This is a genomic window from Leisingera sp. ABM4_103 (genome assembly GCF_056158685.1).
Window position 1 is genome coordinate 787936 of sequence record NZ_JBSWTU010000005.1, and the last position, 21806, is coordinate 809741.

Here is a 21806-nt window from a genome sequence, read left to right on the forward strand (position 1 = left end):
AAACCGGAAGAACCAGGCACGGCCCGCAAGGCCTTTGCCCTGCGTTTGCCATCCGTGCGGCACTGGCCACAGCCGGAACAGGGCCAAGGACTGCCAGGCCACACCACGGGCGCGGGCGGGGGTTGACGCCACCTCCGGCGCGAAAACGGGCCCGGAGCGGGCCCGCCTGCCAATGCCATTGCAGCTTCTACTCTGCGGCCTTGGTGCCGCTGATACTTTGAGCCGAGGCAAGGCCCGGCGCGTCCGACGCCCCGCCGAGCTTTTCGCGCACCCCGGCTTCGATCCTGTCGCCCGTCTCGCCGTCGATGTTGCGCCAGTAATCGAAGGCCCGTTGCAGCACCGTCTCGCTGACACCGTCGCACAGGTGGCCAACCACGTTCGACACCAGCCGGTCACGCGCGGCGTCATCCATCACCTCGCGCACCAGCTGGCCGGCCTGGCTCCAGTCATCGTCGTCTTCCCGCAGCGTATAGGCCTGGCGGACCATATCGCCGTCCGCATGCCACAGGCCCGCCTCGGGACCAGCGGCGGGCTGCGCTGCCGGTCCGCCGTACGAATTGGGCGCATAGACCGGGTCGGCCACCTTCTCCGTGCGCCCCGCCCCGTCCTTCGAATAGCTGTAGACCGGGCATTTCGCCTTGTTCACCGGGATTTCCTTGTAGTTCACACCCAGCCGGGCCCGGTGCGCATCCGCGTAGGAAAAGCCCCGCGCCAGCAGCATCTTGTCCGGCGACAGTCCAACCCCGGGCACCATGTTGTTCGGCTCAAACGCCGCCTGTTCGATCTCCGTGTGAAAGTCGGTAGGGTTCCGGTCCAACACCAGCTTGCCCACTTCAATCAGCGGATAATCCGCGTGCGGCCACACTTTGGTCAGGTCAAAGGGGTTGAGGCGGTAGGTCTTGGCCTCCTCATAGGGCATGACCTGCCATTTCAGGGTCCAGCTGGGGGGATTGCCGTCGCGGATCGCATTGAACAGATCGCGCCGGTGGTAGTCGCCGTCGCTGCCGGCCAGCTTGTCGGCCTCGTCCTGGCTCAGGTACGCATTTCCGTCACCCTGATCGGTGTGGAAGTGGAACTTGACCCAGAACTTCTCTCCATCGGCATTCACCAGCGAGTAGGTGTGGCTGGAATAGCCGTTCATCTCCCGCCAGGTCTTCGGGATCCCCCGGTCGCCCATCAGATAGGCCACCTGATGCGCGCTTTCGGGCGACAGCGTCCAGAAATCCCACTGCATGTCATGGTCGCGCAGGTCATTGTCGGCCCGGCGTTTCTGGCTGCGGATAAAATGCTGGAACTTCATCGGATCGCGGATGAAAAAGACGGGCGTGTTGTTGCCCACCATGTCAAAGTTGCCGTCCTCGGTGTACATCTTCACCGAAAAGCCGCGCGGGTCGCGCCAGGTGTCGGGGCTGCCCCGCTCACCGGCCACCGTCGAGAAGCGGACAACCGCATCGCATTTCGCCCCGGGCTGAAAGATCTTGGCCTTGGTGTACTTGGACACGTCCTGCGTGGTCTCGAAATAGCCGAACGCTCCGCCGCCCTTGGCATGGGGCTGGCGCTCCGGGATGCGCTCCCGGTTGAAGTTGGCCATCTGTTCAATCAGGTAATGGTCGTTCAGGACAATCGGTCCATCCGGCCCCACAGTCAGCGAGTGCTCGTCGCTATGAACGCGCTGTCCCGCATCCGTGGTGGTCGGGGGTGTGGATTTGTTATCATTGGAGTTTGTCATTCCGGGCCTCTCTTCAATCACTATGGAAAAACTTCAGTCTGCAGCGATAAACGCCTTGGCCGCCGCGTGGCCGCTTTCACCCGCTGCGTATCCGTAAGGCGCGGGGCGGGTCCCGCCGCCTCAGCTGCTCTGCCGCGCGCCCAGCTTGTCGGCTTTCACCGCGCCGCGCTCGCCCATCGGCTCCTCCGGGCCAACGGTCGTGTCATAGGCGGTCTGCGCCTCGACCTCGGCGTTGATCTCCGCACCCAGCAGCACGATGAAGGCGGAGATCCACAGCCACATCAGCAGCACGACAACGCCCGCCAGCGCGCCAAAACTTTCGTTGTAGGATCCGAAGTTGCCAACGTAGAAGGCAAACCCCGCCGACCCCGCCAGCCACAGCACACAGGCGGCAATCGCACCGGGCGATGCCCACAGCAGCTCCGGCTTGTCCCGCGACGGGCCATAGCGGTAGAGCACCGCAAGCCCGGCCATGGTCATCACCAGCAGCACACCCCAGGCCAGCAGCGAGCCCAGGACTTCTGTCACGGGCCCGGCGTCCACCAGCGCGATGACCGAAGGCACCGCCAGCGTCGCCAGCAGCCCCATCAGTAAACCGGTAATCAGGAACAATGTCAGGGTGAGGGTGACAAAGGTCTTCATGAAGAAGCCGCGCTTCTCCACCTCGTCATAGGCAACGTTCATGCCTTCGATCAGGCTGTTCATGCCCTTGGACGCCGAATAAAGCGCAATCAGGATGCCCGCCACCGCCGCAAGGCCCAGCCCGCCTTCCCGCGAGCCGGCGACTTGGGTGGCCTGGCCGATGATGATCTCCATCACCTCGTCCGGCACCACGCCTTCAAGCTGCGAAATCTGATCCACGATCTGGCTGGGCTCAACCATCAGGCCGCCAATGGCCAGCAGCGCCGTAATCGCTGGGAACAGCGCCATCAGCCCGTAAAAGGCAACACCGGCGGCGATCAGCCCGACATGATCGGCGGCAATCTCATCCTTAACCCGCAGGGCGATATCCTTCCAGCCCTTGGGCGGGATCCTTTGCGGCGCTTCCGCGTGCCTGCCGCGAGTCATCGTTTCTCCTCCAAAGCCTTATGCGTGCAAAAGGCGGAGGCCGCAGCAGCAGCCTCCGCACACGTCTTACGATGAGGGTTTGCCAAGATCCTTTTCCTTGGCTTTATCGGCAGCCGCACCGGCGATCCGCTTACCCGCAGACTTCACCTCATCGGCTGCAGCCTGGGCCGCCGACTTGCCTTGCGGGGCGGCGCTGTCCATAGCTTCGCGTTTTTCCTTAGCGATGGTTTCGGCCTCTTCGCGGGCGGCCTGCATTACAGCCAGGGCCTTCTCCTGCTCTTCGCGGAAGATCGCCTCGGCGCGCTCCATCATCTTGTCGCTGTACTGCCCCAGCGCATCATCCTCGGTGCGCGTGCGCGGCAGCGCGCCGCCAATCGCTGCGCCCAGCGCCAGTGCCAGCGCCCCTGCAACCAGCGGCTGGCGGTTATAGAAATCCGCCGACTGGCGCGACCCTGATGCCAGCGCCTCGCCGGCCTTGCGGCGGGCGTCGACCGCTGCCTCACGCGCGGCGATCACACGGGCCCTGGCCTCTTCCGAAAGGTTCTCGGTGCCTTCCGACAGGCGGGCACGCAAACGGGCAGCGCGAAGCCGGGCAGCTTCTGCGGCATCCGACACAGACGAAGCCGCAGAGGCAGCGCCATCGCGCACAGCCTGCCCGGCGGCAGCGGCTTTGCCCTTGGCGGCTGCACCAGCGTCCTTGACGGCAGAGCCCGCCGCCGATGCCTTGTCATGCATGGCCGATCCCGCGGCCGACGCCTTGGCCTGCGCCGATGCAGCAGCGCCAGAGGCACGGTCCGCCAGGCTGCGGCCATCGTCATCGTCGTCATCCTCGCGCGCCCAGGACGGGACACCTTCAGAGCCGCCCTTCATGCGCGGATCGGGCCGTGTCACCAGCGTGCCGCTGGAAGCGTGGCTGCCATAGCTGCCGCCTGCGGCGCGGTCTTCCCAGCCGCTGTCCCGGTAGGCGCCGCTGCTGCCGTAGCGGCGGCTGGAGTAGTCCAGGTCGCTAGTCTCAGCCGTATAACTGCGGCTGCCGGAGCGGCCCTTGCCAAAGATCATCCAGGCCAGTCCGACGCCAGTCAGAACCACGGCTGCCGGGTTTTCCTTCACCGTCCGGGTGATGGCATTGCCGATCTCGCCGCCATGCTCTCGCAGCTGTTCGCCCAGCTGCTGCATCACACCGTCAACGGAAAGCTTGTTCTGCAGATGCTCCAGGTTGCTGGTCAGCTGCGCGCGATCCCGTTCAATCTCGCGCTCAATCTCGTGAACAGAACGGTCATCATTTGTCATTGTACGTCTCCTTGATGGATTGCGCGTCGCGCTTCACGTTCTCAGCGGTGCGGGTGGGCGCCAGGCTCGACAGCTTCAGGTCGCTGGTCCCCTTGGCGATCATGCCAAAGGCCGCAGCAGCAAAGGCCACACCCACCAGCAGAGCCGCCCAGCCCGGGTCCATTCCGGCCTCGGTCAGCCCGGCGGACAGCGCCGCCGCCAGAACATTCAGCGCCGTCAGCGCCACGACGACACCGCCAACAATCAGGCCGAGGGCCACGGCTGCGCGGTTGATGTTTTCGCCGATCTCTGCCCGCGCCAGAGCGAGCTCGTTGCGGATCAGCGAGCTGATGTTGCTAAGCGCCTCAGCGACGATGCTGGCCGCATTCGGCGTTGTGCCAGGTTCAGGATTCGTGTGTGTCATTGCATGTTCCCCTTCGCCTGCGGGACCGTATACGCGCCTGGCCGGCTGCGCAGGGCTGGTGGAGGGTGCGGCCGCAGGCGCGCGCGGGCCATCAGGCTGGCTGTTGTCCGATGCCTTGGCAAAACGCGCGGCGGCAAAGCCCAGCAGCGCAGCGCTGCTCAGGAACACGACCGGGTTCTTGCGGGCGAAGTCCGAAACCGAGTGGACCATTTCGCCCAGGTCCTGGTTGCGGATCGTATCGGACACGTCTGCCAGGGTGCCGGCCATCTGGCCGATTGCACGCTCGTGCGGCGAGCCGCTGCGCATTTCATCCGAAGCGGTGCGCAGAGCAGAGGCTACGGATTTGACCTCATCAGCAACGCCTTCCTTGGCCGCCTCGGCGCGGGCATGCGCCTCTTTCTTTGCAGTTTCAGCAGCGGTGGCCGCAGCGGACTTAGCGCTTTCGGCGACGTTTTGAGCGGCGGTTTTCACTTTGTCTGTACCGGACATCTGGTGTCTCCCTCTGATCAGGCGATAAAGTTGAGCAACGCGAGAACGACGACAACGACGCCAATGATGTAGAAAATACTGTGCATGGCTTCCTCCGCGGGGCTGTATCGGTCGGTTCGATACTTGGACAACTCACGGCACACCCGATCAGTTCCAATTTTCCCGAAACGTGCAGCCTTTCGCCGTGCGGTCAGGTCCGTTGCCAGCATTTGGTCAGGCCAGCGCGCTCAACCGATCAGGCAGCCGGAATAACCCGGCCTGCCCTGGCGCAGCGCTCAGTCGAAACGGGAAGAGGTGGTTATGCCTAGAACCCCGGCACTTGCACAGCCAGCGTCCGCTCGTCGAAGGCCATCAGCGGCATATGCCAGACGCTGCCCGGCCAGCGTAGCTCCATCTCAAGCTTCCGGGGCCGGTAAACCGCCGTGTACAGCGTGCCGAACCCCTCGCTGAAGGCTGAGGAATACAAGGGCGGCTTCAGGAAAGCGCCGATGAATTTCTCCTCGGGCTCCACATGCAGCGTCAGCCGCTGCAGCAGGAAACGCTCCCGCTCCACCGTCGCCGTGAACCGGGCATGGCTGTCCCACTCCACCTTCTCCTGGTGGTTGGTGGCGACTGACACATGCTTGAGCACGGCTTTGCGGTCCGGCGCCATAAAGGCGGTCAGGAACTTGCGGGAGCGGTCGACCACGGTGACGTTGTAGCTCATATGCGTCGGCAACCTCGACAGCGCCGCGCCCGCCTCCTCCGCGGTCTCGCAGGTCTGCAGCACGTAACGCAGGATCAGCGGCACGCCAAAGCCTTCGCCGACAACCCGGCGGCCGCCGAAAGTCAGCGACATCGCCAGCCCGGCATCGTTGATCCCGTCCACCAGCCCCCATAGGCTGTCGCTGGTGCCCAGCACCGTGCGCCCCAGCCATTCGGTCCGCATCACCACCCCGTCAAAGGCATGCGGGCTGTAATCGTAATTGCGCACCAGCACCGGATCCGGGCCGGGCCACAGCGCCTGAGAACACGCCGACAGATACGGCGGCGGGCAGTAGAAGCTCAAAAACCGCGCCGCATGATCTGCGCCGCCCGCCAGAGCGCACAGCTCCTCATAAAGCGGCAGCAGCTCCGGCATATGGGTCTTCAGCGCGTTGACGCTGTCCAGGTAGCCCGGACGCGCCTCCGGGCCTTCGCGGATCCACCACTTGTGGTAGTCCGGCCAGAACTCCTGGAACAGCCCGGCCCACTTGGGGCCGGGCTGGGGTTCGTCGATGGCGCGCCAGCGGATGATCATGCCCTCACGGGGTCTACATGATCTTGAAGGCAGGATCGGACACCACCGGCCCCGCCTCCTGCATCGGCAGCGGCCGCGCTTTGACATTGCTCTTGATGGCGTCGATCCAGCGCTTGCCGCGGTCGTTCAATTGGAACCCCGGAGTCATCGACCGGCCGCGGGTCACCAGGATGCCGATGTCAGCCCCCTCGTACCGGTAGTCGCCCGGCTGCAGGATGCGCAGGAAAAACGCCTCCTGCTCGCTCTCGACCGCGCGGCGGTGATAGTCGAACCGGTCGAAGTGCACGGTGCCGTCCTCGGCCATGCGGTAAATGCCGGTCTCCGGCACCTCCGTGGCGATATCGACGGAATCATCGGTGTGCTTGATCACCATCTGCGACCAGCTGTCGATCATCTTGGGATCGGCCCAGCGGTTGTTCAGCTCCGCCACGTCCAGCTTGAATTTTTTCTTCGAGAACTCCAGCAGATGGAACAGGAACAACGGCGCATCCGCATGGGCAAAGGCCGCGTGGTTGGTCATCGACGACGCGCCGGTGATGCGCGGGTTCAATTCCCCCAGCCAGATATCCCCGGTCTTCTTGTCAATCAGGAAATCCAGCTCAAAATAGCCGCGATAGCCTTCCTTGCGCAGCTGCTCGCCGAACTTGAAGGTCAGCTCGCGCGCCCGCTCGCGGGTCTTGGGCGGGAACGCGGTCGAGAAGATCTCGTTGCCGCACCAGCCGCCGCGGTAGGGGGTCAGCTCCTTGAACCCGACCAGCTCCGTCATCAGCGGGCCGACGATGGTGCCCTCCTTGGTGGCGCAGGCCTCGATCGCGGAGCCGCGGCAGTCGATCCGCTTCATGATCTTGATTTCGCCCTCGCCGACGATCTCATGCTCATGGCGGCGGAAGTCGGCTTCGGAATTGATGAAGAAGGTGGTGTGCCCGCTGTCGCCAAAGGCCGACTGCAGCACCACGTCATGGCCGATCCCCGCCTTCTCGCAGGTCTTCTTCAGATCCTCGTAATCCTTGACCTCCGCCAGCACGTTCGGCACCGAAGGCACGCCGGCCTTGTTGCCGATCCGGACCGTTTCGATCTTGTTGTCCATGTTCTGGCGCAGCTTGGCGCTGGGGAACCAGACCTCGCCGCCCAGTTCCTTGGCCAGCCGCTCGGTCTCCTCGTCGAACATCAGAAACACGAACTTGGGCTTGCCGCCGCGCCCTTTGATCCATTCAACCACCTCCTTGTGCTGCAGCAGGTAGTTGTTGATATCCTCAATCGACTGGAATTCCGCATGCGGCTGCTCAGACGGGCAGAACACATTCGGGTGCTTGCCGCCGTAGCAGTCTATGTAACATATATATTTGAAATTCTTACACCATTCATCCAGGCCCAGCAGGTTGAAATTGGTTGCCGAGACAAAATACACCGGGTCCTCGTTACGGTGGAAGTGACGGCGGATCTCAGAGATATTGTTCAGTACTGCAGATGGCATACCATTTTTCTCCCTTTAGAATATCTTGTGCCGGGCCGCGTTCAGCTTCAGCCGCGCCTGATTGGCCTTGGCCTGCTGTTTCAGGGCCTCCTCAGTGAACACGCGCAGCCCCAGATCGGCCCGGTAGCCGTGGATCTCGCTGACGTCCAAGGCCCGCATGAAGGACAGGATCTCCTGGCTCACCACCTGCCCCGGCACCAGGATCGGAAATCCCGGCGGATACGGAATGATGAAGGAGGCTGACACCACCTCCTGGCCGCTTTCCATCGCCGCCTTGATCGATCCGTCCAGCTCCAGATAGTCGCAGTTGTTTTCCTCATAGCTCAGGAAAAACGCCGAGCGGATATCGCCCTCAGGCGTTTCCGGGGCAGAGCGGAAAGCGTCATGGAAGCGGCTGAAGTCGGGCAGCGGCGGCAGGTCGTGCATCAGGTTGGACACCCGCTTCTCGAACCCGCGTTTCTCCATCATAGAGGCATCGTCCAGCAATTCGTCCAGATCCGTGGCGATCTCCACCAGAACCTCTATCAGATAGGCCACCGAAGACCGCGTGGTGCCGATGTTGGTCATGAACAGCACTGTATTGCGCGAGGTCTTGTTGATCTGGATCCCGTATTTGTCCATCAGGATCTGGGTCTTGAACGTATCGCCGTCCCAGCCGGTGCCGCCCACCGCCAGCGTCACCCGGGTCGGGTCGAGCACGAACTCGTCATGCACGATGCTGTCCCAGACGTCCGACCAGCCGCGCTCGGGATCGTAATAGCTTTCCAGCCCGCTTTCTCGGTGCTCGCTCGGGATCATGTCCGCGGCGGTCAGGATCCTAAAATATTTGCTCAGCCGCGGATGCGTCATGATCGCCCGCCGCATTGCCATGCCCGCTTCCACCTGACGATGCACGAATTCGAACCCTTCCAGCTCGACCTGCCGCCGCCCCACATCAAGCGAGGCAATGATCTGGTAGTTCGGCGAGGTCGACGTATGCGTCATGTAGGCCTCGTGGAAACTCACCTCCACTTCGCCTTTGAAGTCCTGGTCGTTCACATGGATCATCGACCCCTGCCGCAGCGAGGTCAGCGTCTTGTGGGTGGATTGGGTGGCATAGACCCGCACCCGCGCATCCGGCGGCGGCAGCAGCCGGGTGTTCAGCCACTCCTCCTCGCTGGCATCCTTCAGCTGCTTCTGCTGCTCCTCCCAGGCCTTGGCATGGGCATCGCTGCGCAGCCGCTCGCGCAGCACGTTGGCGGCGTTCATCGCGGTCCGCTGCCGGTACAGCGGGCTGAACCGGGCAAAGGCGAACCAGGCCTCGTCCCACAGGAAGATCAGGTCCGGCTTGATCGCCAGGCATTCCTCCATCATCCGCTCGACGTTGTAGACGATGCCGTCAAAGGTGCAGTTGGTCAGCAGCAGCATCCGCACCCGGTCCAGCTTGCCCTGCGCCTTGAGGTGCAGCAGCATGTGCTTGATCTCCCGCAGCGGCACCGCGCCGTACATCGAGTATTCATGCAGCGGGTAGCTGTCGAGATAGACCACCTGCGCCCCCGCCAGCACCAGCCCGTAGTGGTGCGACTTGTGGCAGTCACGGTCCACCAGCACGATATCGCCGGGCCGCACCAGCGCCTGCACCACGATCTTGTTGCAGGTCGATGTGCCATTGGTGGCAAAGAACGTCTGTTTCGACCCGAACGCCCGGCTGGCCTGTTCCTGCGCCTGCTTGATGGGCCCGTGCGGCTCCAGCAGGCTGTCCAGCCCGCCGGAGGTGGCAGAGGTCTCGGCCAGGAAAATGTTGGAGCCATAAAACGCCCCCATGTCCTGAATCCAATGGCTGCGCGAGACCGACTTGCCGCGGCTGATCGGCATCGCGTGGAAGACGCCGGTAGGCTGTTTGGAGTATTCCACCAGCGCCGTGAAAAACGGCGTCTTATAGCGCGCCTGCACCCCCCTCAGGATATTGAGGTGCAGCTCCATGAAATCTTCCTGGTTGTAGAAGACCCGGCGGCAGATGCCGAGATCATGGCCCGCGATCTCCTCGACCGACCGGTCGGTGACCAGATAGGCGTCCAGTTCCGGCCGGACATTTGCCACCAGCCGGCACAGCGCCGGGCCGTGATCATGGGCGCGCATTGCCTCGATCCCGTCGGTGCCGCCGGCCCAATCCAGGTAGCGGGTCAGCAGCGACATCTCCATCTTCGAATCGAACTTCAGGCCCGGCCGCACCACAATCGCCTGAATGTTGTAGTTGAACAGGATCCCGATCAGCGCATCCTGCAGGCTGGGCACCACCACGGTTTCATAATGAAACGGATCCTCCGGCCGGCGCATCTTCTTAAAGTTGCTGTGCAGCCAGCGCTCCTGGTGCTCGTTGACATTGTCTACCACCAGCACCTCGAAATAGGGCTTGGCCAGCGCCCGCGCCTCAGGCGGCTGGATCACCTCATCCTCATGCTCGTCCGCATCCGCCGAGTCGCGATCCAGCGGCACATGCCGCCGCCGGTAGGCACCGGTGGACAGGGCGCGGCAAATCCGCTGCACGGAAAACGCAACATCGGCGTAATTGCCGTGCTCGAACTGGCGCCGCAGCTGGTCAAACGCCTGCACGCCGGGAAAGGCCCAGTAGGCTTCGATCGGGCCCAGTAAATCAAACAGCGCCCGGACATTCGTCACGAGCGCTGCTTCACGTTTGGGTTTTCGGGCACTGGCCAGGGCTTCAGTTACTTCTCTCAGCGTTGTCCATTGGTCATGACGCAGCTGGATCGCGGAGTAATAGTCGCCCATTACTTGCATATGCACCTCCCATCCTGGTTATCGGCGGGAGATCAAAAGGCTCTGGCTACTAGTAAATGAGACTGATCAACCGCCTGCTTTTCTTTCAGGGTAGTGTATTGAATGCAATTCGGCAAATCCGTTGGTTTCCTCACCCGGCGCGCGGGCGTTCAGACCCGCTTGCGAGCCCTGCACCGGGATCTCCAGCGGCCCCAGCGTATGCAGGTACGCATCCGCGCCGCTGCTGCGGTCGTACACCGGGAAATCCACCTCGCGGTCGCGGAAGCTTTTCAGCACCTGGCCCAGCCCTTTCAGGCCGATTTCACGCTGGCGGCGCACCTGATCAAGGTCCAGCTCCAGCGGGAACATGTCCTCGTGGCGGCCCGACTGGTGCAGCACCGTGGCGGAAGGATCAATAATGCAGGACTGGCCCACCCCGCCGGCGCCCAGCCCGTTCACGTCGACGACATAGCATTGGAACTGCGCCGCAGTGGCGCGGGCGATGGACAGTTCGGCATCCCGGTCGGCGGTCCCGGTCAGCACCGGATGCAGCAGCACCTCAACCCCCTGGCTGGTCAGCTGCCGGGTGGTTTCCGGGAACCAGATGTCATAGCAGATCGACAGGCCGAACCGGCCCACATCGGGAATGTCGAACACACAGAATTCGGTTCCGGCCTCCACGCCCTGCTCATACGGGCGGAACGGGAACATCTTGCGGTAGACCGCAACCACCTCGCCCTGCGGATTGATGACCGAGGAGGTGTTGTAGATCTTGCCGGACTCCGTGACTTCGAACATCGAGCCCGGCACCACCCAGATCCCGTGTTTCACAGCAGCCGCGCAAAACCGCTCTATCGCCTCATTGTGCAGCGGCTGCGCGAATTTGGTCAGCGGCCCATAGGGCGCCAGTTCGCTGAACACGGCCATCTGTGTCCAGGGGAAGCGCGCCATCAGCACGTCGATCCGGTGAATCATTGCGTCGACATTCGAATGCAGTGCGTCCACGTGCATTTGGATGCCGGCGATGGAAAAGGGCGTCATTCAGCCTGTACTCCGTTGGCGTATGTTGCCTCCAGAATACAGGATTGCCGCAGCCGCCGCCATCCCGGGCAGCACACCCTGACGCCCAGACAAGGCAAGTGTTGCGCCCAGGCCGGCAAACCGCCCGGACGTCAGGCGATTGCCTGATCAATCAGCACCGCCGCTGCGGCGCGGGCATCCCGGGCCGGGGCGCAGCTGTGGGTCAGGGCAGCCAGTACAATCGCCCCCTCTTTCAGCACCATCAGCTGCCGCGCCAGCGCGTCCGGGTCCCTTGCCCCGGCCCCGGCCGCCAGACCCGTAAAATGCTCCTGCAACAGCCGCTTGTGCTCCGCCGCCTGCCTGTTGATCGGATCCTCCGGCGACTGATACTCGGCACTGGCCTTGATGAACATGCAACCCTGAAACCCGGGCTGTTCGAACCATTCCTCCAGCACATCAAACAGCGCCTCCAGCCGGCCGCGCGGGGTATCCGCCCGCGCCTCAAGCCGGCCGTACAGCCAAGTGCGGAAATCCTCGTCCCGCAGTTTCAGCACCGCCAGGATCAGCTCCTCCTTGGAGCGGAAATGCTTGTAGATCGAGGTTTTCGACACCCCCGTTTCCGCCGCCACCAAGTCCATCCCGGTAGCGTGAAAGCCGTTTCCATAAAACAGATCCAGCGACTTGCGAATCAGCTCGGCACGTTTGTTAGGCCGCATTGCACCTCCAGCGGAACGGTTTATGCACCGATCAGTTAACATTATCTGCACTGCGGACGTCAAGCTAACCAGTTGCATAAATTGATTTTTCTCATTTTAAACCGGCAGATCACGCATCTGTGCGGACAGACAGCGGGCATTAGCCTTGAATGAGTTAACTGATCAGTTCACCTTTGCATTCACAACTTGACAGATCGGTAAACAAACATGACAGAAGCTCCCCGCCCCCCGCTGCCGCCGTTCACCTGCGGCACCGCCATTGCTAAGGTCCGCGCCGCCGAAGACGCCTGGAACGGCCGCAAACCCGAGGCCGTGGCCCAGGCCTATACTCTGGATACCAAATGGCGCAACCGCACCGATTTCCCCCAGGGCCGCGATGCGGTGCAAGGGTTTCTGGCCGGCAAATGGGACCGTGAATTGGAATACCGGCTGATCAAGGAGCTCTGGGCCTTTGCCGGCAACCGTATCGCCGTGCGCTACGCCTACGAGTGGCACGATGAGTCCGGCCAGTGGTACCGTTCCTACGGCAACGAAAACTGGGAATTTGCGGAGGATGGCCGTATGGCGCACCGCTTCGCCTCGATCAATGATCTGAAGATCACCGAGGCAGACCGCCTGTTCCATTGGCCGCAGGGCCCGCGCCCGGCAGACCATCCCGGCCTCAGCGATCTTGGCCTCTGACACCCCTGCGCGCCCCACTTGGCCGGGCTTGGCAGTCAGGCCGGCCCCTCTTGCGGACCCGTCTAAAACGGCCGCTCCTGATGCGGCGACTTGCCTGTATAGCGGCGGTAGACCTTGGCGAAATGGGTCTGGCTGTTGAACCCCGATGCCAGCGCAATGTCGATGATCCGCATATTGGTCTGCAGCAGCAGGCTGCGCGCATAGTCCAGCCGCAGCCGGGTGTAATAGACCTTGGGCGTGGTCTGCAGATACTTGGCGAACAGCCGCTCCAGCTGCCGCACCGACAGCCCGACCAGATCGGCAATCCCGCCCGGCGTCAGCGGCTCCTCCAGATTGCTGCGCATCAGGCTCAGCGCCTCCGCCAGTTTTTCGTGCCGCACGCCGGTCCGGCCGTATTCGGAGACCGTCTGGTCCTGGCTCCCCTTGCGGGCTGAGGAACAGACCATCAGGTCCGCCGCCCCGGTTGCCACGGCGGCCCCGTGATGCTCCGAAATCAGGTTCAGCATCATGTCCACCGTTGCCGTGCCGCCGGCACAGGTGATCAGCTTGCCCTCCATGGTGAACAGCGAGCTCCTGACCTCCACATCCGGATGCGCCTCCGCGAGGATCGCCCGCAGCGCCCAATGGGCCGAAACCTCGCGCCCCGCCAGCAGGCCCGAGCGCGCCAGCGCCAGCACACCGCCGCCCAGCGCGCCCAGGGTCACTCCCATCCGCTGCGCCTTCCTCAGCCAGCCCAGCACCTTCAGCGAGAGGCCCGGCTCCTGCCCCTGGCCGCCGCAGACAAAGATCATGTCGCCGCGCGCCAGCTCCGGCAGGCCGCCGTCCACCGCCACGCTCAGCCCGTTGGGCGCGGTCACCGACAGGCCGTCCTCACTGACCACGCGCCAGTCATAGCGCTTGGTCCCGTCATATGTGTTCGCCGCTTCCAGCGCTGCCACCGCGCTGGACAGGTCCAGCGGCGAAAAGGCCGGCAGCAGCAGGAAGATGCAGCGGCAGGCCGGCACGGCCTGTACCGCTTCGGGGAGCGTCCGCATGGGTTGGGTCATGATGTCAGCTCCCCCGGCTCGGATCAGGCGCGCATGTTGGCGCCGTTGGCGTCGTAGACCGGCGCGCCCAGCACTTCGGCGTCATACATCTCGCCCAGGATCTCGACCTGCAGCCTGGTGCCCGCTTCGGCGTGCTCGGCAGAGACATAGCCCATCGCCATCGACGTCTTCGCGTGATGCGCATAGCCGCCGGAGGAGATGTAGCCCACCGCCGCGCCATCCTTCAGGATCGCCTCGTCGTTCGACACGTCGATGCCGTCCACGTCGATGGTCATGGTGACCAGCTTGCGGCTTGCACCGGCCTCCCTGGCCTGCAGTGCGGCCTCCTTGCCCACGAAATCCTTCTTCCAGTTGATGAAGACATCCATGCCGCTCTCCGCCGCGTCGAAATCGGGACGGAAGTCCAGTGTCCACACGCCCCAGCCCTTTTCCAGCCGCATCGACATAAGCGCCCGTGCCCCGTACCAGCAGTAGCCCAGATCGCTGCCCGCCTCCTCGACCGCTTCTGCCAGGCGCAGCAGGTACTGCGGCTTGCAGTAGATCTCATAGCCCAGCTCACCGGAGAAGCTGATCCGGTTCAGGATCACCGGCACGCCGCCGACAAAGGTCTGGCGCAGATCGCGGAACTTGAACGCCTCACCCGACACATCCTCGCGCGTAATCCGCTGCAACAGCTCCCGCGACTTCGGCCCCGACAGCGCGATCCCGTGCCAGTCGTCCGAAACATTCTGATAACTCACATCCTCCGGCAGGTCCTTCTCGAACCAGCGGCGGTGCGCCTCCTGCATGGCGCCGGAGCCGAACAGCATGAAATGCTCCTCCCCCAGGCAGGCCACGGTCAGATCGCCGTACAGCTTGCCCTTGGGGGTCAGCATCGGCGTCAGCGTCAGGCGGCCCGGCTTCGGCACATAGCCCGCCAGCACCCGGTCCAGATAGGCCCGCGCGCCTGCGCCCTTGAACTCATGCTTGGCAAAGTTGGCAATCTCGATGCCGCCCACCGCCTCACGCACCGCCTTCACCTCGCGCGCAACGTAATCATGCGAGCGGTTGCGCTCAAATGTCGGCTCCTCATGCGCGTCCTCCGGCCCGTCGGCAAACCACAGCGCGTTCTCCAGGCCAAAGCCCTGCCCCATCCGCGCGCCCTTGGCGACCAGCCGGTCGTACAGAGCGGTGGTCTTCTGCATCCTCCCCTTCGGCAGCGTCTCGTTCGGGAAGGTCATCACAAACCGGCGCTCGTAGTTCTCGGTCGATTTCACGGTGCCCCAGTCGGGGGTCGCGAACTCGCCGAACCGCGCCACATCCATCGCCCAGACGTCGATGGACGGCTCGCCGTCGATCATCCACTCCGCCATGGTCAGGCCCACGCCGCCGCCCTGGCAGAAGCCCGCCATCACGCCCACGGCGCACCAGTAGTTCTTCATGCCCGGCACCGGGCCGATCATCGGGTTGCCGTCGGGGCCGAAGGTGAAGGGCCCGTTGATCATGTCCTTGATGCCCGCCTCACCAATTGCCGGGATGCGTTCAAACGACATCTCCAGACGGTCGGCAATCCGGTCCAGATCCGGCTGCAGCAGCTCATGCCCGAAATCCCAGGGCGTGCCGCCCACCTTCCAGGGCGTCCCCTTCGGCTCATAGGTGCCCAGCAGCATCCCCTGCCGCTCCTGCCGGAAGTAAATGTTCGCCTCATAGTCGATACCGGCCGGCAGGCGGGTCGGGTGGTTGGCCACCGCGTCGATCTTGTCGGTGATCAGATAGTGGTGCTCCATCGGCTGCACCGGCAAGTTGATGCCCTGCATATGGCCGACTTCCCGCGCCCACAGGCCGCCGCAGTTGACGATATGCTCCGCGTTGATCACGCCGCGCGGGGTAGTCACATCCCAGCTGCCGTCCGGGCGCTGGGTGGTCGCGGTTACTGGCGTGTGGGTGAAATACTGCGCCCCATGCACCCGCGCCGACTTGGCAAAGGCATAGGTCGCGCCCGACGGGTCCAGATCGCCGTCCTGATCATCCCACAGCGCCGCGTGGTAATGTTTCGGGTCAATCAGCGGATGGCGCTCTGCCACTTCCTTGGGGCTGATGAATTCCTGGTTCAGACCCATGTAACGCGCCTTGGAGCGTTCCCGCTTCAGGTAGTCATACCAGGTCTTGTTCGACGCCAGATAAAACCCGCCGGTGATGTGCAGGCCGACGGAATGGCCGGAGGTCTCCTCGATCTCCTTGTACAGATCAATGGTATAGCTCTGCAGGCGCGAGATGTTCGGGTCCGACGAGATCGTATGGATCTGACCCGCCGCGTGCCAGGAAGAGCCGGAGGTCAGCTCGTCACGTTCCAAGAGCACCACATCCTTCCAGCCGAACTTGGCCAGGTGGAACAGGATTGAGCAGCCAACCACACCGCCGCCGATGATCACCGCCTTGGCGTGGCTCGGCAGCTTCTTGTCGCCGGTGCTCTCCTCCTTGTGGATGTTGAGCGTCGATTGGGCAAAATTGTCTGACATGGGTTTGTCCTCAGGTCCGGGGCAAAGCGCGGGATTTGCGGCAAATGGCACCCAAGGGGTGCACAGGGGGTGTACGGGGGGTGCACAGGGGGTGCCGGGGCAATCCGGCACATCCTGCATCAGCTGAACTTATGCGTGAGGAAAGGGTTAACTCAGTACCACGCATCCGGGATCTCCTCCTTGCGGCGGGCGACATAGGCGGCCAGTTCCTCTTTCACCGCCTCATCCATCGGCGGCGCCTGATACTCGTTCAGCATCTGGTTCCAGCGCTCATAGGCGCGCTGGCGCATGTCCTTGGAGCCGCCTTCTTCCCAGCTCTCGACATTCTCGCTGTCGCTCAGCTTCGGCTCATAAAACGCGGTCTGATAGTTGCGCATGGTGTGGGCGGAGCCGAGGAAATGCCCGCCCGGCGCCACTTCGGCGTAAGCATCACGGGCCATCGCCTCGTCGCTGGTATCCAGCCCCTGGCTCAGCACCTTCTGATAGGACCCCAGCCGGTCCGCATCCATGATCAGCTTCTCAAACCCGGTGCACAGGCCCCCTTCCAGCCAGCCCGCCGAATGCAGCACATAGTTGGCACCGGCCAGCATGGTGGAATGCATGGAGTCAGCGCTTTCATAGGCCGCCTGCGCATCCTCGATCTTGGACGCGGTCAGCGACCCGCCGCAGCGCAACGGCAGCCCGGCGCGGCGCGCCAGCTGGCCGATGGCGTAGTTCGAGATCACCGGCTCCGGCATCCCAAATGTCGGCGCACCGGACTTCAGCGACATGGACGACAGGAAGTTGCCCAGCACAAACGGCGCGCCGGGACGGACGATCTGGCTGAAGGCGCAGACCATCATCGCCTCCGCCATCGCCTGCGCCACCGACGCGGCGGTGGAGACCGGCCCCATCGCGCCCGTAAGGATAAACGGCACAACGATAATTCCCTGCCCGCGGGCGCAATAGGTGCGCACCGCCTCCGTCACCACTTTGTCGACCAGCAGCGGCGAATTGGTGTTCACATTGCCCATGATCACACAGTTTTTGTCCATGACGTCCTTGCCAAAGACGATCTCGGCCATATCCACGCTGTCCTGCGCGCGGGACATCTCGGTGATGGCACCCAGATGCGGCTTGTCGCTCAGCGTCATATGGGCAAACAGCATGTCGAAATGGCGCTTGGAGACCGGCACGTCGCAGGGCTCGCAGATCACGAACCCGCCGTGATGCAGGTTCGGATGCATGTAGGTGAGCTTCACCAGTTTCTCGAACGCGGCCATGTCGCCATAACGCCGCCCGCCCTCCAGATCGCGCACAAACGGCGCGCCATAGATCGGCGCGAAGACCTGGTTGTTGCCGCCAATGGTAACCGACCGCGCCGGGTTGCGGGCCAGCTGGGTGAACTCCCGCGGCGCCTTGGCGCACAGAGCGCGGATCCACTGCGCATCAGCCCGCACGGTGTCGCCGTCGATCTTCGCGCCTGCTGCCTTCCAGATCCGCAAGGCTTCGGGATCGTCGCGGAAGGCGATGCCGACCTCCTCGAAAATCCAGTCGACCTGGGCTTCCAGCCGGACCAGTTTTTCTTCGTCCAGCACGTCAAAGAACGGCAGCGTGCGCTGGATCCAGGGCGAGGCCGGGGCGCCGGCGGTGGCTGTGTTTCTATCGCGGGATGCGCGGGCGCGTCGGGCCATGGGGCTCTCCATCTTCAGGCGTTGCGGCACCATAAGACCCGGAGCCTGCGTTGTGACGGTTGAAAAATCTGATGGTTTGGATAACACACAATTATGCAAGACCTCTGGAAGCTCCTCACCAGCCCCCGCCACCTCATCGTTTTCGAGGCCGCCGCCCGGCACGGCTCCTTCACCCGTGCGTCGGAGGAATTGAACGTGCAGCAGCCTGCCGTCAGCGCGGCGATCAAACAGATGGAAGCGTCTTTGGGCGTTATTTTGTTCCGCCGCGGCCACCGCAAGGTGGAGCTGACGGGGGCCGGTATGCGGCTTTACACGGATGTGTCCAAAGCGCTGGACGACATACTTTCCTCAGCCAAGGCCGTGCGGCAGTTCGGGCGCAATGACCATGTCACGCTCAATTGCTCCTCCGCTTTTGCATACTACTGGGTGATGCCAAGACTGACCCAGCTGCACGACGCGCACCCCGATATCGATCTGCGCCTGCAAAGCTCCGACCGGGAGCCGGATATCAATACAGAAGGGATTTCCTTGGCGGTGCGGCGCGGGGACGGCGACTGGCCGGACTGCCATTCCGCCCTGATCGCGCCGGAGGTGATCTTTCCCGTCGCCAGCCCGCGGGTAATGGCCTCCGCCGTTAATCTGGCGACGGTGCCGAACCTGCTGCACGAACGGCTGATTCACCTGGAGGAGCCGATCCGCGAGCGGCCCAGCTGGCAGCAGTGGTTTGCCCACTTCGGGGTCACTGGCCGCCTGCCGGCCGCCGGCCTTCGCCTCAATGACTATGCATTGGTGCTGCAGGCGGCGATTGCGGGCGAAGGCTTTGCATTCGGCTGGCAGCATGTGACCGAGCCGCTGATCAAGCAGGGCCTGCTGGCCGCGCGCAAGGAATGGTCCTGGACCACCGGCGCAGGGTTCTATCTGGTGTGGTCCAAGACCCAGGATCTGGTTCCCAGCGCGGAACTGGTGCGGCAATGGCTGCTAGAGATGGCGCGGCCCGAAACTGCGTGATTCACACGGTACCGGTGGTTTCCTTGGCCCGCTGCATCGACGAGCGACGGGTTCGGTACAGCCGCCGCACAAAGGCGAGGATGAACAGCGCGGTCAGGATCAGCACGATGGTTGGCGCCGGCGCGCTGTCGAGGAAGAAGCTGGCATAGATGCCCGCCAGCATCGAGAACATGCAGACCAGCACGGCCACCCACAGCATGGTGCTGAACTTGCGCACCACCAGGAACGCGATGGCACCGGGAGCGATCAGCAGCCCGATCGCCAGGATCAGACCCGCCGCCTTGAGCGTTGCCACGATCGTCAGCGACAGCGCCGCAAGCAGCCCGTAGTGCAGCACCGTGACCGGCAGGCCCGACGCCTGTGCCTGCGCCGGATCAAAGCTGTGCAGCAGCAGGTCCTTCCACTTCAAGACAAGCGCCGCGCCGACCGCCAGCGAGATGATGCCCGCTGTCCACAGCTCATCCGGCTCCACGCCCAGCATGTTGCCGAACAGGATGTGGTCCAGATGCGCATTGGTCTCGAGCCCCACGTACATCACGATGCCGAGCCCGAACATGCCGGAAAACACCACCCCCATCACAGTGTCCTGCTTGACGCGGCTGTTGCCCGCCAGAAAGCCGGTCGCCACCGCGCACAGCATACCGGCAGCAAAGGCGCCGATGATCAGCGGGAAGCCCAGCACATAGGCCAGCACAATCCCCGGCAGCACCGCGTGGCTGACCGCGTCACCCATCAGCGCCCAGCCCTTCATCACCAGGAAGCAGGAAAGCAGCGCCGTGGGCACCGAGACGATCAGGGAAATCAGAAAGGCGTTCTGCATGAACGCGAACTGGAACGGCATCAGCAGCGTATCGAGATCCATCACACGGCCTCCTGCTGTGCGGCGGGGCCGCGCTTCAGCGCTTCGCGCGCCTTGCGCTTGGCAGCCAGCAGCCCGTGTTTCGGAGCGAAGACGAACACCACCAGGAAAATCAGCGTTTGCAGCGTCACGATGATGCCGCCGGTGGCGCCGTCCAGAAAGTAGCTGGCATAGGCCCCAAGGAAGCTGGTGGCCGCGCCGATCAGCACCGACACCATGATCAGCCGCGGGAAGCGGTCGCATAGCAGATAGGCCGTCGCCCCGGGCGTCACCACCATGGCGATCACCAGAAACGCCCCCACGGTCTGCATCGCCGCCACGACCGAGGCCGACAGCAGCACGAAGAACACCGCCTTGAGCAGGCCGGGCCTGAGCCCGATGGTGCGGGCGTGGTTTTCGTCAAAGAAGGTGACCATCAGGTCCTTCCACTTGGCCAGCAGCACCGCCAGCGAGACAAAGCCGATGATCGCCAGCTGCAGCGTGTCCTCCGGCGTGATCGCCAGGATATTGCCCATGGTGATGGTCTGCACCGAGACCGACATCGGGCTTATCGAGACGATGAACAGGCCAAGCCCGAAGAAGGAGGTGAAGATCAACCCGATGATCACATCGACCTTCAATCCCGAACGTTCCGACAGGAACAGCATCGCCCCGGCCGCCAGCCCGCCGGCGATGAAGGCGCCCAGCGCAAACGGCAGCCCAAGGATATAGGCCCCCGCCACCCCCGGCACCACCGAGTGCGAGAGCGCGTCGCCGATCAGCGACCAGCCCTTGAGCATCAGATAGGCGGAAAGAAAGGCGCAAACGCCGCCGACCAGCGCCGAGACCCACATCGCATTAGTCATGTAGCCGTAGGTGAACGGCTCCAGCAGGTATTCCATCACTGCTGCCCTCCGCCCTCGCCGCTGCCCTCGCTGGTCTGGGTCTTTTCGCCGTACTGGACAAAGGGGCGCTCGTCGTCGGTCAGGATGGTGACCTCGCGGGTGTCGCCATCATCATGCAGCGCTTGGCCGCCCAGGGTGAAGTGGCGCAAAACGCCGCCAAAGGCATGTTCCAAGTTTTCGCGTGTAAAGGTGGTCTCGGTCGGGCCGTAGCCCAGCACCGTGCCCTTGACCAGAACCGTGCGGTCGCAGAATTCCGGCACGCTGCCCAGGTTGTGGGTGGAAACCAGCATCACCCGGCCCTCCGCGCGCAGCTCGCGCAGCAGGGCGATGATCTGCTCCTCGGTCTTCACATCGACGCCGGTAAACGGCTCGTCCAGCAGGATCACCTGCCCGTCCTGCGCCAGCGCCCGGGCCAGGAACACCCGCTTGCGCTGGCCGCCGGACAGCTCGCCGATCTGGCGGTGGCGGAAGTCCTGCATGTTCACCCGGCGCAGCGCCTGATCGACCGCCTCGTGATCGGCGGCCTTGGGGCGGCGCAGGAAACCCATGTGGCCGTAGCGGCCCATCATAACAACGTCCTCGACCAGCACCGGGAACGCCCAATCGACCTCCTCCGACTGCGGCACATAGGCGACCAGGTTCTTGCGCAGCGCCTCCTTGACGGTCATCCCGAGAATTCGGATTTCGCCCTGCGCGGCCGGGACAAATCCCATGATCGCCTTGAACAGGGTCGACTTGCCCGCGCCGTTCACCCCAACCAGCGCCGTGACGGTGCCGCGGGGAATGCCAAAGCTGGCATTCCACAGCGCGGTATGGCCGTTGCGGTAGGTCACCGTGACATTTTTTGCGGCAATCCCGCCGTCCGCGGGCGCGGCGCTGGTGTTCATGATGTGGGTCTCGCTGGCATCAAGCATGGGCTGTCCTGCAGAGTT

Annotated in this window: 17 protein-coding genes; 2 read left to right on the forward strand and 15 right to left on the reverse strand. The window is 63.6% G+C overall.

Features of this window, described 5'->3' with window-relative positions; genetic code table 11:
- Positions 1-187: 187 nt before the first annotated feature.
- From ACXAED_RS05390 to ACXAED_RS05430, 9 genes are all read right to left on the reverse strand, one after another.
- Entirely contained in the window at positions 188-1729 is a 1542-nt protein-coding gene (locus ACXAED_RS05390; RefSeq protein ID WP_475047459.1) for a catalase, read from the reverse strand.
- A gap of 120 nt (positions 1730-1849) precedes the next feature.
- Positions 1850-2797, reverse strand: a complete 948-nt coding sequence (locus ACXAED_RS05395; protein ID WP_475047462.1) for a YihY/virulence factor BrkB family protein — start codon at positions 2795-2797, stop codon at positions 1850-1852.
- Positions 2798-2863: 66 nt separating this feature from the next.
- The gene (locus ACXAED_RS05400) at positions 2864-4087 is read right to left on the reverse strand and encodes a DUF3618 domain-containing protein (RefSeq protein WP_475047464.1); all 1224 of its coding nucleotides are present in this window, start codon (positions 4085-4087) and stop codon (positions 2864-2866) included.
- Positions 4077-4979: a phage holin family protein gene (locus ACXAED_RS05405; RefSeq protein ID WP_475047467.1), complete on the reverse strand. Its 903-nt coding sequence runs from the start codon at positions 4977-4979 to the stop codon at positions 4077-4079. Before ACXAED_RS05405 ends, ACXAED_RS05400 begins: the two co-directional genes overlap by 11 nt.
- Before the next feature lie 304 nt (positions 4980-5283).
- Entirely contained in the window at positions 5284-6258 is a 975-nt protein-coding gene (locus ACXAED_RS05410) for a C45 family autoproteolytic acyltransferase/hydolase (protein ID WP_475047469.1), read from the reverse strand.
- A 13-nt stretch (positions 6259-6271) separates the two neighbouring features.
- The gene (locus ACXAED_RS05415) at positions 6272-7732 is read right to left on the reverse strand and encodes a biotin carboxylase (protein ID WP_475047472.1); all 1461 of its coding nucleotides are present in this window, start codon (positions 7730-7732) and stop codon (positions 6272-6274) included.
- Between the two features lie 15 nt (positions 7733-7747).
- On the reverse strand, positions 7748-10510 hold the full coding sequence (locus tag ACXAED_RS05420; protein WP_475053019.1) for an aminotransferase class I/II-fold pyridoxal phosphate-dependent enzyme: 2763 nt from the start codon (positions 10508-10510) through the stop codon (positions 7748-7750).
- Between the two features lie 66 nt (positions 10511-10576).
- Positions 10577-11530, reverse strand: a complete 954-nt coding sequence (locus tag ACXAED_RS05425) for a carbon-nitrogen hydrolase family protein (RefSeq protein WP_475047474.1) — start codon at positions 11528-11530, stop codon at positions 10577-10579.
- 131 nt (positions 11531-11661) lie between these two features.
- Positions 11662-12225, reverse strand: coding sequence for a TetR/AcrR family transcriptional regulator (locus ACXAED_RS05430; protein ID WP_475047477.1), 564 nt, complete (start codon positions 12223-12225; stop codon positions 11662-11664).
- A gap of 207 nt (positions 12226-12432) precedes the next feature.
- On the opposite strand from ACXAED_RS05430, the gene ACXAED_RS05435 reads away from it, so the two are divergent.
- Positions 12433-12906, forward strand: a complete 474-nt coding sequence (locus ACXAED_RS05435; protein ID WP_475047480.1) for a nuclear transport factor 2 family protein — start codon at positions 12433-12435, stop codon at positions 12904-12906.
- A 62-nt stretch (positions 12907-12968) separates the two neighbouring features.
- Here ACXAED_RS05435 and ACXAED_RS05440 read toward each other — a convergent pair whose 3' ends face one another.
- From ACXAED_RS05440 to ACXAED_RS05450, 3 genes are all read right to left on the reverse strand, one after another.
- Complete coding sequence (locus ACXAED_RS05440) at positions 12969-13952, reverse strand: GlxA family transcriptional regulator (protein WP_475047483.1); 984 nt, start codon at positions 13950-13952, stop codon at positions 12969-12971.
- 23 nt (positions 13953-13975) lie between these two features.
- Positions 13976-16450 carry a GcvT family protein gene (locus tag ACXAED_RS05445; RefSeq protein WP_475047485.1) on the reverse strand — a complete coding sequence of 825 codons (2475 nt, stop codon included), beginning with the start codon at positions 16448-16450 and terminating at the stop codon, positions 13976-13978.
- Between the two features lie 152 nt (positions 16451-16602).
- Positions 16603-18123 carry a trimethylamine methyltransferase family protein gene (locus ACXAED_RS05450; protein ID WP_475047487.1) on the reverse strand — a complete coding sequence of 507 codons (1521 nt, stop codon included), beginning with the start codon at positions 18121-18123 and terminating at the stop codon, positions 16603-16605.
- A 93-nt stretch (positions 18124-18216) separates the two neighbouring features.
- Here ACXAED_RS05450 and ACXAED_RS05455 point away from each other — a divergent pair, with 93 nt between their 5' ends.
- Positions 18217-19131: a LysR substrate-binding domain-containing protein gene (locus ACXAED_RS05455; protein WP_475047489.1), complete on the forward strand. Its 915-nt coding sequence runs from the start codon at positions 18217-18219 to the stop codon at positions 19129-19131.
- A gap of 1 nt (position 19132) precedes the next feature.
- On the opposite strand, the gene ACXAED_RS05460 is transcribed toward ACXAED_RS05455, so the two are convergent.
- The 3 genes from ACXAED_RS05460 to ACXAED_RS05470 are packed head-to-tail and all read right to left on the reverse strand — an operon-like array spanning position 19133 to position 21788.
- Complete coding sequence (locus ACXAED_RS05460; protein ID WP_475047492.1) at positions 19133-19993, reverse strand: metal ABC transporter permease; 861 nt, start codon at positions 19991-19993, stop codon at positions 19133-19135.
- On the reverse strand, positions 19993-20871 hold the full coding sequence (locus ACXAED_RS05465) for a metal ABC transporter permease (protein ID WP_475047495.1): 879 nt from the start codon (positions 20869-20871) through the stop codon (positions 19993-19995). Before ACXAED_RS05465 ends, ACXAED_RS05460 begins: the two co-directional genes overlap by 1 nt.
- Complete coding sequence (locus ACXAED_RS05470) at positions 20871-21788, reverse strand: manganese/iron ABC transporter ATP-binding protein (protein ID WP_475047497.1); 918 nt, start codon at positions 21786-21788, stop codon at positions 20871-20873. The genes ACXAED_RS05465 and ACXAED_RS05470 overlap by 1 nt, the downstream gene beginning before the upstream one ends.
- Positions 21789-21806: the final 18 nt, after the last annotated feature.